Raw genomic sequence first — 15490 nt, forward strand, 5'->3', positions numbered from 1 at the left:
CAACCCTCGCGAAGCGGCATACGAGGAAACGGGTATTCCGGCAGTGGAGAAATACGCCCGGGAGCATGTCGAGCGCAGGCGTGCCGAGCCCGCCGCCGACCCCGGCGCCCTCGCCCCGCGCACCGCCCGGACCGTTCCGGTCCCCGTACGACCGCACGTCCTGCTCGGCCAGGCTCTGGGCCTGTCCGGCCAGCGCGTCCGCCTGCCGTGCCTCGGCCAGCGCCCCCTGCGGATCGTTCGACCCGGCCAGCTCCCGGGACCGGTCGAGCTGCCGCTGCGCCTCCGCCAGGCGGGTCCGGGCCCGGCTGCCCACCGCTCCCCGGTTCGTGGTGATGAAGTCGGCCGCGGCGGCGATCGCCGAACGCGCGGTGAGCGTCGCCCCGTCCAGGAGGGAGAGGGCCCGCCGGTCGCGCTGCTCCCGTTCGCGGACCCCGGCCAGCGCCGCGTCGAGCGCCGCGTCCGCCTCCTCCACCCGGCGCAGCGCGTCGATCGGGTCGTACGGACCGGCCCGCATCTCCTCCATCACATCGCCGAGCACCGACTTGGCGCGGGCGATCCGGCCCCCCAGGTCCGCGGTCGGCACACCGTCCCCGGTGCCTTCGAGCAGCCCGCCCGCATCGGCCAGGTCGGTCTCCAGCTCGGTGAGGGCGGCGGGCAGCCTCCCCGCCGCCTCCGCGAGTTCCCCGTTCCGCCGCTCCACCGCGTCGACGAGGGTGGCCGCCTGGTCGACGGCGCCCTCGGTGGCCCGGATGTACACCGCCGCCGCGGAATTGCTGGCGCTGTCCAGCGACTGCCGGCCCCGGTTGAGGCTCGACGTGGCGAAGACCAGGCGGTCCTTGGCCTGCTCGATGTCGCCGACGACGGCGGCGAAGGCCGATTCCGCGTACCGCTCGCGCATCGTGGTCAGGGTGGCCTCGGCCGCGGCGGCCCGCCCGGCGAGAGCCCGGAACGCCGCCTCGGCCGTGGCCAGGGCCTGCGGGGCGTCGCGTTCCAGGGCGCGCAGCCGGTCGAAGTCCTCGGACACGGCGTCCAGACGGTCGCCCGCGTCGGTGCAGCGGCTGATGATCTCGTCCAGCATCCGGCGCCCGGTCGCGTCGTCCTCGGGAAAGGCGTCGTCCAGCCGCTGACGCAGCCGGAACGCCACCGTCAGCTCGTCCTTCGCATAGCCGACGGCCGCCGTGAAGGGGGCCGCGGCCTCCTCGCCGAACTGGGCGGTGGCGTACCCCAGTTCCTCCTCGCTGGTGCGGACCGCGTCGTCGGTGTCCACCAGCGCCTCCTTCGCGCGGGCATCGAGCTGCGGCAGCGGAGTGGGTGGCGCCCCGCCCGGTCCGGGGGCGGGGCCCCAGCCCTTCGCGCCGGGTGTGGTGCGGGTCGCCGTGCGCCGCCTGCGCCGGGTGTACGCGTAGCCGGCCATCGCTGCCGCCCCGCCGACGACGACCACCGGAAGAATCAGGTCCGCGGCGCTCGTCCCGGCGGAGTCACCGGGTCCGGGATCGGCGACGCCAGGAGTGACGGCCGGGGTGGGCACGGCCTTGCCCGCCAGTACGGCGGAGCAGCCGTTCGCCGCGCCGGCCCAGTCGTTCTCCCTGGGCGCGGGCTCGATCGCCGTGCCCGCCACGTCCTGGAGCTGTGCGTCGGTGAGACGCGAGCCCTGTTCGACGGTGTACGCGTACTGCCGGTCGTGGGTGGCGACGGCGAGCAGGATGTCGTCGCGGGCGAGCCCGTTGCGGTCGGCCGTCTCATCGGCCCAGCGCTGCGCGGACCGTCCGGAGAAGTCCCCCACGTACACGACCAAGGGCTGAAGACTGCGGTCCGCGTACAGCCGGTCGAGTGCGCTCCGCACCTGGTCCCTGCGGTCCCCGAGCGTCCCCGCCTTGTCGGTGATCTGCCCGTCCCTGGACAGTGTGACGGGATCGTCGGCGCGAGCGGTCAGCGCTGCGGGAAGGGCCGACCAGCACACCGTCACCAGCACGGTGAGAAGGGCCCGGCCCGGTATGGATATCCGGGTACGGCTCACGAGCGGCATCACATTTGTGAGGCTATGTCCACCCTCCGTCACCCGCGACCCGGCGACCGGGCCCGCCATCGGCACCCGGGCGTGCGTCATGATGCCGTGCATACTGCGACGGCACACCGGCATACAGGGGGAGACGGACGTGCTCACGGGGATCAGGCGCATGGCCGGGAACGCACGGAAACGGGTGGCCGGGCTCCGGTGGACCTGGCCGAGAAGGATCGCGCTGGGAGCGGTCCTGGTGATCGTGGTGCCGGTGCTCACCGCGGGCGTCGCCCTGCGGCTCAACTACTCCGGCGACCCGGGCGACGGCACCCGCACCCGTGGCCGCGACGCCATCTGGCTCGGCCACGCCTGGGTCGACGGGCGCAAGGACGACGCCGACCTCGCCGCGTTCGCCGCCCGGACCGAGGGGACGGGGATCAAGGACCTGTACGTCCACGCCGGGCCGCTGGAACACGACGGCACCCTGCCCGCCGACCGCTACCCCCGGGCCCGGTGGCTGCTCGACGCCGTGCACCGCACCCTGCCCGGCATCCGGGTCCAGGCCTGGCTCGGCGACGTACTCGCCACCGAGGGGCCCGACGGGCTGCGCCTGGAGCGGGCCACGTCCCGCACCGCCGTGGTGGCCTCGGCCCGGCAGATCCTGGACGCCGGGTTCGACGGCGTCCATTTCGACCTGGAACCGCTGCACTCCGGCGACCGCGACTACCTCTCGCTCCTCGACGACCTGGGCGCGCTCACCGGGGCGCGCAAGGCACAGCTGTCGGTCGCCGCCCACCAGATCGACCCGCTGCCGGCGGCACACAGCGTGATCGGCGCGCTCAGCGGCAGCCAGAAGTGGTGGTCGCAGCAGTTCTTCGGACAGGTCGCGCGCCGGGTCGACCAGATCGCCGTCATGTCGTACGACACCTGGATGCCGCTGGAGGGGATGTTCGGCGGCTATGTCGCCCAGCAGACGGCGCTCGCCCTCGAAGTGACGCCGCAGGACACCGATCTGCTGATGGGACTGCCGTTCTTCCACGAGAACGACCTCGGACACCACGAGTCGGCCGAAACGGTCGCGGCCGCGGTCCGGGGCACCAGACTGGGGCTGGGGCGCACGGACCGCGGCCGCGAACGGTTCGGGGTCGCGCTCTACGTCGACTTCGCCGCGCGGGACGGCGACTGGGCGGCGTACCGCGCGGGCTGGAACTGAGAGCGCCCGGCAGTAGGCAGCGCGGGTGAAGGAGCGGCGGCGTACCGGTCCGGGGCCGGGCCCCGAGCGCTCCGCCCCGGACCGGTACACCGCCACGTTTCGGAGCGGTTCAGATGGAGAACCGCTCCTTGGCGAGCAGCGGCCGCACCTTCGACCGGAACCCGCCGGTGCGGAACGGCCGCTGGAGCAGACCGGGGCGGATCGCCTGGGCCAGTGCCGCGGCGATCATGCCCTGGTCGAGCGCCAGCAGGTAGTCGCTGACCCGCCCGGTGCCGACATTGACGGAGTCCCGGAAGCCGTATCCGGCGTGGTAGGCGCCGAAGTCGCGGTCGAGCGCGCGCAGGTTGGCGATCGCCTCGTCCGGTGCGTAGGGCAGGGCCAGGAAGGAGGCGTGCGGGGTGACCACACCATTGGTGAACGCCGAGGCGGGCGGCAGCGGTTCGCCGTCCGTGGTGTACGTGCGGTCGGTGTTGGAGGCGTAGCCGTCGACCTGCATGCCGATCGCGTCGACGCCGTACTCCTGGTAGCCGCCCTCGGGAATGTTGGCGGGGGAGAAGCCCCAGTACCCGTACCCCGCCTCCTCCATGCCGTGCTCGATCTGGCTGCGGACATACCGGCGGTGCGTCAGGCCCCAGGACTGCGGCGACCACTCCGGCTCCGGCACGAACAGAGGCACCATCAGGGCCTCGAACATCGACCCGCCCCAGCTGGGCACGATCTTCCGGCCGCGATGGGTGTAGTGCCCCTGCCAGACGCGTACGCCGTCCATGGCGACGTAACCGCCCCGGGGGTGCTGCTCCTGCCCGTGCTCGGGCAGCATCGTGCGCAGCAGGTGCCAGTAGTGGTCGGGGGGCAGTGAGCCGTCCGCGATACCCAGGTAACTGGCCATCCGCGGCTCGGTGTTCAGCGCGCCGTAATGGTGGCCGGTGGGCTCCTCCTTGTCGGGCCAGAACCCTCCGCGCAGCTGGCCGGGGCCGGCGACCGGGTCGGCCGGGTCGTACGGCGTGTAGTAGTAGGACCAGTCGGCGGTCGCCAGGATGCGGGCGATACGGGGGCGCAGCGCGGGTGCGGCGTCGGCGGCGATGCGCAGGCCGGTGATCAGCCAGGCGTTGTCGACGGAGGAGAGGAACGGGTGTATCGGATCGCCGGTGCCGGGCCACTCGGTGAGGACCGAACCGTCGTGCGCGTCGTACCAGTTGAGCCAGAAGCCGTGGTGGCGCTCCAGCTTCTCGACGGCCCGCACGGTGTGCTCCAGCCTGCGGCGCATCGTGTCGTCGTCGATCACCCCGAGCCCGGCGGCGGCCACGGTCGACCAGAGGCCGCAGCCGATGTTGGTGGGGGAGGTCTGACGCGACTGGACGGGGGTGCCGGGCCTGCTGACATCGATCTTGTCGACGGCCAGACCGAAGTCGGTCGTCATGGCCTCGATCGAACGGTACGTGTCGCGGAACCAGCGCTGGAGCAGCGGTGCGTGCGAGCCGCGCACGGGCCGGTCGGCGGCGCCCGCCGGGGGCGCGGCCACGGCTCCGAGCGACAGGGCGGCGGCACCTGTTCCCGCTGCGGTGAGAAACGTACGACGGTCCATCAGAATCCTTCGAAGAAGAGCCACCGACTGTGGGCGGTGGGCGGATTTCGTTCGTCGGTCGTGATTGCGGGCGCGGGGCGCCGTGCTGCGTACGGCACCCGCGTGCGCCACCGCACGTGAGCAGGGCTGGACACGAGCGGCGCCGCACGCGGGCACAGGGCCCCGGGGGCCCTGCTGTACGGGAACCGGCGTCCGTCAGGTGCCGCCGGTTCCCGTACGGCGGGAGCTGTCAGGTAGCTCCCGGTCGGGGGGAGCCGACATCGGTCGGCTCGGTGGCCGAGGTCAGTCGGCGATGCGCGGCAGTGCGCGGGTGCGGCCCATCTCGCCCAGCCAGACGGCGGACGGCTTGGGCAGCCGCTCGAAGGTCTCCGGGTCCCAGCCGATCAGGCCGAAGGTGGGCTTGTAGGAGCCCCACTCGTAGTTGTCGAGCGCGCTCCAGGCCAGGTAGCCCTGGATGTTCAGGCCGTCCTGGATCGCGGAGGCGACCTCGTTCAGGGCGCCGGTGTAGTAGTCGACCCGACGGCTGTCGTCGTCGGTCGCGATGCCGTTCTCGGTGACGATCAGCGGGATGTTGTTGCCCAGGACCTCGGCGGTGTGGCGCAGCGCGTAGCCGACCGCGGAGGGGTAGTACTCCCACTGCGTGAGGGTGCGCTCGACGCCCTCGGCGGTGGGTATCGGGCCGTCGGTGCCGATCTTGGTCCGGGTGTAGGACTGCACACCGATCCAGTCGTCGCCGCGGGCGGCCTCGATGAAGACGTCCTCGCGGGGGTGACGGTAGGCCGCGGTGACCTCCTCGGCGCCGGGCAGGGCCTGGTAGACCTGGTTGGCGATGGTCCAGCCGACCTGGATGTCCGGGTTGATCGCCCTGACCTCCTTGACGGCCGCGTGGTGCGCGGCGATGACGGCCTCGGTGGTCTCGTCGTCGGGGGTCGGCAGTCCGGCGGGCGGGAAGCTGTTGTCACCGCGCTTGGCCTGACCGGCCATCACGGCGATCATGTTCGGCTCGTTGATGGTGCAGACGTGGCTGACGCCCTCGGCGATCACCGGCGCGCAGGCCGCGACGTAGCGCGCGAAGAGCTCGGTCGCGCCCTCGGCGGTCCAGCCGCCGCGCGCCTCGAACCACTGCGGCACGGTGAAGTGGTGCAGGGTGATCATCGGGCGCAGGCCGCGCTCGACGGCGCCCTCGACCATGCGGCGGTAGTGGGCGAGTTCGGCCCGGGAGAACCGGCCCTCGGCCGGCTCGATGCGCGCCCACTCGATGGAGAACCGGTAGTCGGTGAAGCCCAGACCGGCCAGCGTGTCCATGTCCTCGTGCCAGCGGTGGTAGCTGTCGCAGGCGTCCAGGCTGGGCTCCTGGATGTGGGTGCCCGCGGCGTGCTCCTTGACCCACCAGTCGCTGTTGGTGTTGTTGCCCTCGATCTGGTGGGCGGCCGTGGAGGCGCCCCACAGGAAGTTGTCGGGGAACGGGACCTGGGTGTGCGTCATCGCAAACTGTCTTTCTGGTGATGAAGGGGTGTGGCCGACGGGGTGCGGGGCCGTGGCCTCGTACGTTTCGGAGGGCTGCCGGGGGCTACTTCATGCCCGCGGTGGCGATGCCCTGGGTGAAGTGCCGCTGGAGCGCGATGAACAGGACCACGACGGGCAGGACGACCAGCAGGGAACCGGCCATCAGCATGCCGTTGGACCCGCCCGCCTTGTTGGGGTCGGTGGCGAAGGTGGCCAGCGCGACCGGCAGGGTGTACTTGTCGGGGTCGTTGGTCGCGATGAGCGGCCAGACGAAGTTGTTCCAGGAGCCCAGGAACGTGAAGATCGAGAGCGTCGCCAGCGCGGGCTTCACCAGCGGCATCACGATCCGCCAGAAGATGTACCACTCACCGGCGCCGTCCATCCGGGCCGCTTCCAGCAGCTCGTCCGGGATCGACTGCATGAACTGCCGCATCAGGAAGACCCCGAAGGCTCCGGCGGCGAACGGCAGCACCAGACCGGCGTAGGAGTCGATCAGCTGCAGCTTGCTCATCAGTACGAACAGCGGCAGCAGCATCAGGTTGCCGGGCACCATCAGGGCGCCGAGCACCAGGCCGAAGATCTTGTTGCGGCCGGCGAAGTTCAGCTTGGCCAGGGCGTACCCGAGCATCGAGCAGAACACCAGGTTCGAGACGGTGACCAGTACCGCCACGATCACCGAGTTCATGAAGTACAGCGGCAGATCCAGCTTGTCGAGCAGCTCCCGGAAGTTCTCCAGGGTCCACTCGGTCGGGATCCACACGGGCGGGCTGGCCGTCAGCTCCGCTTGCGTCTTGAAGGCCGAGAGAGCCATCCACAGGAACGGCGCCGACATGATCAGCAGGCCGACCGACAGCAGGACGTAGACGAGGACGCGCTTCGGGTTGCGGGCCTTCTTCGTCACGGACGGCGGTGTGTCCGCGGGCTTCTTCGCGGGTGCCGTCGAGACGGCGCCCGGTGCACTGGTGGCGCTCATTTCGTGTTGTCCTTCAGCAGTCGGAGCTGCAGCACCGTGATGCCCATGATCACTACGAAGAGGACATACGCCATGGCACTCGCATAGCCCATGTGGAAGAAGTTGAAGCCCTCGCGGTACATGTTCAGCGAGACGGTGAGCGTGGAGTCCGAGGGACCGCCCTGGGTCATCACGAACGGCTCCTCGAAGACATTGAGGTAACCGATGGTCGTGATCACCGTGGCGTAGAGCAGCGTGGGCCGCAGCAGGGGCACGGTGATGCCCCTGAACTCCTGCCAGACACTCGCGCCGTCCAGCCGCGCGGCCTCCCGCACCTCGGTGGGGATGGCCTGAAGACCGGCGATGAAGAGCACCATGACCGTACCGAGGTTGCGCCAGACCGCCATCGCGATCATCGAGGGCATGGCGAGCGTCTCGGAGCCCAGGAAGTCGGGCGAGGTGAGCCCCACTTCGGAGAAGAGGCCCGCGATGAGCCCGTCGCTCGGGTCGAGCACGAACCGCCAGACCACGGCGACCGCGACGATGGTCGTGACCACCGGGGCGTAGAAGCCGACGCGGAAGAAGGTCCGCGCCCGGTCGATGCCGTTGTTCAGCAGTACGGCGACGACCAGCCCGAGAAAGATCGTCAGCGGGACGCCGATCACCACGAAGTACGCCGTGTTGAACAGCGACTTGAGGAACTTGTCGTCGCTGAACAGATTGACGTAGTTCTCGAAGCCGATGAAGTTCGCGTCCAGCGGGCGCGTGACATTGCGCAGCCCGAAGTCGGTGAAGCTCATCACCAGCGTGGCGAGGATCGGGAACGCCATGAAGACGAGGAAGAGGACGAGGAAGGGAGTGGAGAACAGCCAGCCGGCCACGTTCTGCACGCCCATCGAGGCCTTCTTGCCACCCCGGCGACCCGCGGGCCCGGCGGCCGGGGACCCGGAGGCCCCCGGCCCGGCCTGCGCCTTGGCCGCCTGCGCGGCCTTTGAGGTCATGGTGCGCATGACTCCTACTTCATGTGGCCTTCGATTACTTCAGGAGGCCTTCGATTTGGGACTGGGCCGTCTTGAGCGCGTCCTCGGCGGACGCCTTGCCCTGGGTGACCTTGGCGATGGCCTGGTCGACCTTGTCGGTGATCTCCGTCCAGTTGGACAGCGACGGGGAGGACTTGGCGGTGTCCATCTGCTTCTTGAACACCTGGAGGTCGGCGTCGTCGGCGAGGGCGCCGGAGGTCCAGGCGGCGGTGTTGGCCGGCAGGTCCTTGGTGCGCTTGTACCAGTCGACCTGGCCCTCGGTGTCCGTCAGGTACTTGATGAACGCGGTGGCGGCCGCCTTGTGCTCGCTGTCCTTGGAGATCACCAGGGAGGAGCCGCCGGCCATGGAGACGGAGGACTTGTCGGCGGGCACGTTGGCCACCGCCCACTTGCCCTTGATCTGCGGCTGGCCCTCGTTCAGCAGGGTGACGTGCCAGGGGCCGCCGAAGAACATCGGGACGCGGCCGTTGCCGAAGTCCTTCACCACGTCGTAGCCGGGCTGCACGGACTTGTTGGAGAGCCCCTTGTCGAAGTACGAGCCGTACTCCTTGAGCGCCTTGACGGCCTCGGGGCTGTCGATGACGGCCTCGCCCTTGTCGTTGACGATCTCGCCGCCGGCCGAGTACAGGAAGGAGTAGAAGTTCTGCACCGTGTCCAGGCCGCTGGGCTGGATGGACAGGCCCCACTTGGTTCCGGCCTTCTTCTGGTAGGCCGAGGCGAGGTCCTGCATCTCCTTCCAGTCGGTCGGAGCCTTGCTGACGCCGGCCTTCTCGGCCAGGTCGGTGCGGTAGTAGAGGACGCGGGTGTCGACGTACCACGGCACGCCGTACGCCTGGCCGTCCACCTCGCCCTGCTTCCAGCCGGACTGGAAGAAGTCCTTCTCGTTGAAGGTCTTGGTGTCGACCGGCTCCAGCACACCGAGCTCGGCGAACTCGCCCATGTAGCTGCCGCCCATCTGCGCCACGTCCGGCAGGGTGCCGGCGGCGGCCGCGGAGACCAGCTTCTGGTGGGCGACGTCCCAGCCGACCGGGGTCACCTTGACGGTGATGTTCGGGTTGGCCTTCTCGTAGACCTTGGCCACATCCGCGAGCTTCTCGCCCTCGGCCCCCATGGCCCAGACGGTGAGCGTCTGCTTCTTGTCCGCGGCGACGTCGTCACCGGAGCTGCCGCAAGCGGTCAGGCCCAGCGTGAGTGCGGCTGCGACTGCGATACCGATCGAGGCGTTTCTGGCGGTGCGGGGCATGGAGGGCTCCTCCTTGAGCAATCCTGATGTATGCGCTGCCTGTAAGCGCATACATCACTCTGCGGCAGACATTCGGGAATCCGCAAGAGGGTGCTAGGTCACACTCGTGCAACGTGCTGGACATCTGAATGTTCAACTTGGCACGGTATGCGCGCCATTTGCGAAATTGGGGATGGTGTGACCGATTTCGCTCACAGCTCCAAGATGATCAAGGTCTGTGTCGCCCCGGGCGGGGCCGATACGGTCGTGCTCATGACTTCGTTCGAACATGACTTCCCCTTCGATCCGGCTTACGGGCAGACGCTCCAGGACCTGCTGGGCGTCCCCGCCCCGGCCGCTCCGGACGATTTCGACGCCTTCTGGCAGGCCCGCCACGCGGAGGCCCGCAAGGTCGCCACGGAGCCGGAGCTCGGGCCGCTGGAGGAGGAGCGCGACGGGGTGCGGATCCACGGTGTGACCTTCACCTCGGTGGGCGGGGTGCGGCTCGGCGGCTGGGTGGCGCTGCCCGCCGAGGGGCCGGCGGAGTACGGATTCGTCATCGGACACGGCTACGGCGGCCGGGACGAGCCGGGCCCCGACGTGCCGCTGCCGCTGCCCCGGGCCGCGGCGATCCTGCCGTGCGTACGGGGCATGGGGACGCGCGGTCTGCACCCGGGCATCCCGGACGTGTCCGGTGCGCATGTGCTGCACGGCATCGGCTCGCGCGACACGTATGTCATCGGCGACTGCGTGGCGGACCTCTGGTGCGCGGCGTCGGCGCTGCGCGAACTGGTGCCGGAGCTGGCGCCGGGGGAGGGTGGCCCGGGGCTCGGCTACCTCGGGGAGAGCTTCGGCGGCGGGCTCGGCGCGCTGGCCCTGCCCTGGGACGACCGGTTCGGGGCCGCGCAGCTGACGGTGCCGACCTTCGGCAACCACCCGCTGCGGCTCACCCTGCCGTGCGTCGGCAGCGGCGAGTCGGTGCGCGGATACCACCGGGACCACCCAGAGGTCACCGAGGTGCTGCCGTACTTCGACGCCGCCACGGCCGCGACGCGGCTGGAGCTGCCCACGCTGGTGGCCGCGGCGCTCTTCGACCCCTCGGTGCCGCCGCCGGGGCAGTTCGCCGTGCACAACGCGCTGGCCGGTGAGCACGAGCTGCTGGTGCTGAGCGCGGGGCACTTCGAGCACGAGGGCACGGCGGTGGCGGTGGCGGAGCTCCAGGCGGCCCGGCGGCGGTTCTTCGGGGCGCACCTGGGGCGCTGACCCGGTGGGCCCGGGGGGAGGCGGCGGGCGGCGGGGCCGGGTGCGGGTGGTCGCGGCACGGAAAGTGCCGTGGGGGTCGCGCTTGCCGGGATCCGGCTGCTTCCGGATGCGGCCCGGCGGGCGGGGCTGAGCGAGGGCGGTAAGAAGAGCGTCGGTTCGGGCTTGGACGGTTGCCCGACAGGGCGAGCGGACCCGGCACGTACGCCGGGGTGCCGGTCAGCCGCGGCTCGGGCATCGGTTCGGGCTTGAGCGGTTGCCCGACAGGGCGGGCCCGGCCCGCCGCCGGGGTGCTGGTCAGCCGCAGCCGCAGCTCGCGCGGCGGGCCAGGGAGACCGGCAGCATCAGGGAGACCGGGTCGCGGTCCCGGTCGGCGAGCCGCCGCACCAGCAGTTCCACGGCCTCCTCGCCGAGGCGGCGCATGGGCTGCCGCACGGTCGTCAGCGTCGGGCGCACGAGCCGGCCCAGCGGAATCCCGTCGAACCCGGTCACGGCGATGTCCTCCGGGACCCCGAGCCCGCGCCGTTCCAGCGCGTGCAGACCGCCGACGGCCATCTGGTCGTTGGCGAACAGCATCGCCTGAGGCCGTTCCCCGCCTTGGTCGAGCAACGCGTCCGTGACCCGGAAGCCCTCGGCCTGGGTCATCATCGTGGCGCGCATGGTGGGCGCGTCCGGCACCGGGAGCCCCGCCCCGCGGCATGCCTCCTGGAAGCCCGCGAACCGTGCCTCGGCGTCCGGGGACGCGGCCTCCCCGCCGATGAAGGCGAGGCGGCGCAGCCCGTGGTCCTCGATCAGATGGCGGGTGACCGTCCGCTGCCCGTCGGTGTTGGCGACGACGATGTGGTCGAGATGGTCGATGCCGCGCCGGCCCGCCACCATGACCACCGGCAGCCGCCGCGAGATCACTTCGAGGTCGGCGGTGGGGACGGTGCCGGCCAGCACCGCGAAGCCGTCCACCCGTCCCGCGACATTGGCGACCAGGCTCTCCGGACCGCCCTTCAGCGAGGCCGCGATCAGCAGGGCGTAACCGTGGTGGCGGGCCGCCCGTTCCATGCCCCGGATGATCTGGTCGGAGTAGAGCATGAAGGCGTGGTCGTCGTCCTCGTCCGTCGCCGCCGCCTCGTTCTCGGTGTCCGGGTCCGAGTAGTCGGGAAAGCAGAGGCCGAGCACACCGGTGGTGCGGCTGGCCAGCCCACGGGCGCTGCCGCTCGGTACGTAGCCCAGCTCGCGGGCCGCCTCCAGAACCCGCTCGCGGGTCTGGGCGCGTACCGAATCGGGGGTGCGGTAGACCCGGGAGACCGTGGCGATGGAGACGCCCGACCGCTCGGCGACGTCGTACACCGTTGGCGCGCTCACTCGACCGACCGTCCGCTTCTTCTTCCGTGCCGAAGCACCTGCTGTTGCATGTACCGACCCTCTTCTGAAAGCGCATTCACACTAGATCGCGGGCAGCGTGACGGGCAAGACCGCCCTGGAGAAAGACAGGTAACCTTGCAAGGTGCCCTGTGCATCTTTTACGTTCCAGGCATGCCGGAACCGACTGGAACCACCCCCGCGGGCCGCCGCCCCGCGCCGTCCGCCGAGCCGGATGCCGAACAGCTGGCGACGCGGCTCGCCGACGTGGTCGGCCGGTTGCTGCGGCGGCTGCGCAGTACGTCGTCGGGCGGCCTGCTCACGCCGACACAACGCTCCGTGCTCGCCAGGCTGGACCGTGAGGGTCCGGCCACCACGGCCGCGCTGGCCCGTGCGGAGTACGTGCGTCCGCAGTCCATGCGGCTGACCCTCGGCGCGCTGGAGAGCCAGGGGCTCGTCGAGCGGGCGCCCGATCCGGCCGACGGCCGGAAGTCGGTGATGTCGCTCACGGAGTCCGGCAGCGCGTCGCTCGCCGCGGTCCGGGCCGCCAAGCACGACTGGCTCGCCGAGGCCATCGCGGCCGAGCTCGACGGGGCCGAACGGCGCACCGTGGCCGAGGCCACCGAGCTGCTGGACCGGCTGATCGGGAAGTGATGGCACCGGCGCCGGGCGTGCCGGGCAGCCGTCCGGCCCCCGCCGCACCGCTGACCGTCACCGACCGCGCCCCGCACATCCGTACCCGTACCCGCGGTCCGGCCCGTACCGGCCCCGCGCACCCCCACCCGCGTCCCAACCGTTCACCCCCGCCACCACAGGAGCACCACCATGACCGCCACCACCCTGGACCCGAAGACCGCCCTGGTCGTCATCGACCTCCAGAAGGGCATCGTCGCCCGCGAGACCGCCCACCCCGCCGCCGGCATCGTCGCCAACTCCGTCACCCTCGCCGACGCCTTCCGGGCCAAGGGGCTCCCGGTCGTCCTGGTCCATGTCGTCGACGGCGCACCCGGCCGCAGCGAGGCGCCCGTGGGGTCCGGCGGACGGCCGCCCGCCGACTGGGCGGACATCGTGCCCGAACTCGGCCCGCGCGAGGGCGACATCGTGGTCACCAAGCACACCTGGGGCGCCTTCCACGGCACCGACCTCGACCTCCTGCTGCGCCGCGGCGGTGTCACCCAGATCGTCCTCACCGGCATCGCGACCAGCATCGGCGTCGAGTCCACCGCCCGCTCGGCGCACGAGCACGGCTACAACGTCACGATCGCCACGGACGCGGTCACCGACATGGACGCCGACGCCCACCGCAACAGCGTCGAGAAGATCTTCCCGCGCCTGGGCGAGACGGACACGACGGAGGCGATCGTCAAGCTGCTCGGCTGACCCTCCTGGCCGGCCCGATCCCCGGGGCCGGCCCGAACGTCCCGCCGGCCCGGCCCCCATAGCCGGTCGTCCGGCTCCGTGCGGCGCGGCAATCGGGGCGCTCCGCCGCACGGGTGAGGTTCGGGGCCTGCGCGCCGTGTCTGCGCCGCCTCTCGCGCGGGGGCGCCTTCAGTGGGTGGGCGGAATCAGTGTGATCAACTGCATATGCCACCAAAAACGCACAATCTGGCACACCCGCGGATGGGTGGGTCGGGCCGGCCCCGGAGGTATCAGCCATGTCCCACGTCGGCGTCCCGCGGGGGACGGCTCGAAAGCGCCGCTCCCTCGCGCTCCTCACGGCGGGTGTGCTGACGCTCCCCGTACTGGCGGGCTGCAGCTCCGACGACAGCGGCACGGGCGCCGGGACCGTCCCCCAGGACGTCGCGGTGGCCGACCGGAGCCTGGTCGCCGAGGGCTCCACGGTCAACTGGGCGATCGACGCCGTGCCCACCACCCTCAACGCCTTCCAGGCGGACGCCGACGGTTCCACCACCCGGATCACCGGTGCCCTGCTGCCGACGCTCTTCCCGCTGGACGCCAAGGGCAGGCCGCAGCTCGACCCGGACTATCTGAAGTCCGCGAAGGTGATCGAGCGCGAGCCCAGGCAGGTGGTGCTCTACCGGCTCAACCAGCAGGCGGTGTGGAGCGACGGCCGGGACATCGGGGCGTCCGACTTCGTAGCCCAGTGGCGGGCGCTGAGTGGCAAGGACTCGGCGTTCTGGACCGCCCGCAACGCCGGCTACGAGCGCATCGAGAAGATCGAGCGCGGCGCCGACGACCTGGAGGTACGGGTCACCTTCGCCAAGCCGTACGCGGACTGGCGCTCGCTGTTCTCGCCGCTGTACCCGAAGGAGGTGACCGGCTCCCCGGACGCCTTCAACGACGGGGCCCGGACCACCCTCAAGGCCACCGCGGGACCGTTCCGGCTGCGCGGTGTGGACAAGAAGACGGGCGAGGTCACACTGGTCCGCAACCCGCGTTGGTGGGGCAGCCCGGCCAAGCTCGACTCGCTGGTCTTCCGGGCCGTCGCGCCGCAGGACCGGACCGAGGCCCTCGCCGCGGGCAAGGTCGACGTGGCCGACGTCGACGCCGCTGCCGCGCACCGGATCGCGCAGGCGGCCCGCGACAAGGGCGCGAACGGGCAGCCGCTCGCCCATGGACCCGGCTCCGGGACGGGCCCGGCCGCGGCCCTGCGCTCCTGGGCCGCGGCACACGGCTCGAACGCCAAGGAAGCGGCCGCCGCTCGGGCGGCCAGGGAGAAGAACCGGGCCGCCGCCGAGGCGTACGCCGCCCAGCAGGACGGGCTGAGCGCCTATGCGGTGCGCAAGTCGCTGGACCCCGCCTACACCCAGCTCGCGCTGAACGGCGAGTCCGGACCGCTCGCCGACGACCGGGTGCGCCGGGCGGTCGCCCGGGCCCTGAACCGCCAGGAGCTCGTCGACACCGTGCTCAAGCCGCTCGGTCTGCCCGCGCAGCCGGTCGGCAGCCACTTGGCCCTGGCCGGACAGCCGGCGTACAAGGACAGCAGCGGCGCACTCGGCGGCCAGGACACCGAGGAGGCGCAGGCGCTGCTGGCCGACGCGGGCTGGACGCCGGAGGGCGCGGCCGACAAGCCGGACGGCACCGAGGCCGGAAAGAAGGGCGCGAAGGACCCGGAGAAGAAGGGGACGGCCCCGGCCGCCGGGAAGGCGGGCAGCGCGGACGGCAAGAGCGGCGACGGTGCGGACCGGCACGAGCCCGCCGCCGACGACGGCCTGTACATCGTCGGCGACGACAGCAAGCACGGCGAAGGCGGCCCGGCGGGCGACGCCACCCACGTACTCGCCCCCGCCCCCGCCGCCGCGTTCCACAGCTCCGCCCTGCTGCGCCAGGCCGGATACCTCTCCGGGTCCGGCACGTCCGAGGACGTCCCCTCCAGGGCCACCGCCCGGAACCAGCGGC

12 protein-coding genes are annotated in these 15490 nt (G+C 71.5%); 5 read left to right on the plus strand and 7 right to left on the minus strand.

What is annotated here, in order from left to right; genetic code table 11:
- On the minus strand, positions 1-2026 hold a 2026-nt coding region (locus ABZY11_RS35515), incomplete at its 3' end, for a TPM domain-containing protein (protein ID WP_356483127.1).
- 151 nt (positions 2027-2177) lie between these two features.
- Here ABZY11_RS35515 and ABZY11_RS35520 point away from each other — a divergent pair.
- Positions 2178-3212, plus strand: coding sequence for a hypothetical protein (locus ABZY11_RS35520; RefSeq protein ID WP_356483128.1), 1035 nt, complete (start codon positions 2178-2180; stop codon positions 3210-3212).
- A 109-nt stretch (positions 3213-3321) separates the two neighbouring features.
- Here ABZY11_RS35520 and ABZY11_RS35525 read toward each other — a convergent pair whose 3' ends face one another.
- The 5 genes from ABZY11_RS35525 to ABZY11_RS35545 form a co-directional block, all read right to left on the minus strand.
- A complete protein-coding gene (locus tag ABZY11_RS35525) occupies positions 3322-4797 on the minus strand; it encodes a glucoamylase family protein (protein ID WP_356483129.1) in 1476 nt (491 codons plus the stop codon).
- Between the two features lie 282 nt (positions 4798-5079).
- Entirely contained in the window at positions 5080-6282 is a 1203-nt protein-coding gene (locus tag ABZY11_RS35530) for a family 1 glycosylhydrolase (protein WP_356483130.1), read from the minus strand.
- An 85-nt stretch (positions 6283-6367) separates the two neighbouring features.
- On the minus strand, positions 6368-7276 hold the full coding sequence (locus ABZY11_RS35535) for a carbohydrate ABC transporter permease (protein ID WP_356483131.1): 909 nt from the start codon (positions 7274-7276) through the stop codon (positions 6368-6370).
- On the minus strand, positions 7273-8265 hold the full coding sequence (locus ABZY11_RS35540; RefSeq protein WP_356483132.1) for a sugar ABC transporter permease: 993 nt from the start codon (positions 8263-8265) through the stop codon (positions 7273-7275). The genes ABZY11_RS35535 and ABZY11_RS35540 overlap by 4 nt, the downstream gene beginning before the upstream one ends.
- 25 nt (positions 8266-8290) lie before the next feature.
- Entirely contained in the window at positions 8291-9538 is a 1248-nt protein-coding gene (locus ABZY11_RS35545; protein ID WP_356483133.1) for a sugar ABC transporter substrate-binding protein, read from the minus strand.
- Between the two features lie 252 nt (positions 9539-9790).
- Between ABZY11_RS35545 and ABZY11_RS35550 the strand changes: the two genes are divergently transcribed.
- Complete coding sequence (locus ABZY11_RS35550) at positions 9791-10780, plus strand: acetylxylan esterase (RefSeq protein ID WP_356483134.1); 990 nt, start codon at positions 9791-9793, stop codon at positions 10778-10780.
- 294 nt (positions 10781-11074) lie between these two features.
- On the opposite strand, the gene ABZY11_RS35555 is transcribed toward ABZY11_RS35550, so the two are convergent.
- Entirely contained in the window at positions 11075-12133 is a 1059-nt protein-coding gene (locus ABZY11_RS35555; protein ID WP_356483135.1) for a LacI family DNA-binding transcriptional regulator, read from the minus strand.
- Positions 12134-12304: 171 nt separating this feature from the next.
- On the opposite strand from ABZY11_RS35555, the gene ABZY11_RS35560 reads away from it, so the two are divergent.
- The 3 genes from ABZY11_RS35560 to ABZY11_RS35570 form a co-directional block, all read left to right on the plus strand.
- Positions 12305-12784 (plus strand): MarR family transcriptional regulator, encoded by a 480-nt coding sequence (locus tag ABZY11_RS35560; protein ID WP_356483136.1) that lies wholly within the window; start codon positions 12305-12307, stop codon positions 12782-12784.
- 171 nt (positions 12785-12955) lie between these two features.
- Entirely contained in the window at positions 12956-13510 is a 555-nt protein-coding gene (locus ABZY11_RS35565; protein ID WP_356483137.1) for an isochorismatase family protein, read from the plus strand.
- A 275-nt stretch (positions 13511-13785) separates the two neighbouring features.
- The coding region (locus ABZY11_RS35570) for an ABC transporter substrate-binding protein (RefSeq protein ID WP_356483138.1) at positions 13786-15490 on the plus strand (1705 nt) is incomplete at its 3' end.

Origin of the sequence: Streptomyces sp. NPDC006510 (genome assembly GCF_040611955.1) — a bacterium.
In the GTDB taxonomy this organism is placed as follows: domain Bacteria; phylum Actinomycetota; class Actinomycetes; order Streptomycetales; family Streptomycetaceae; genus Streptomyces.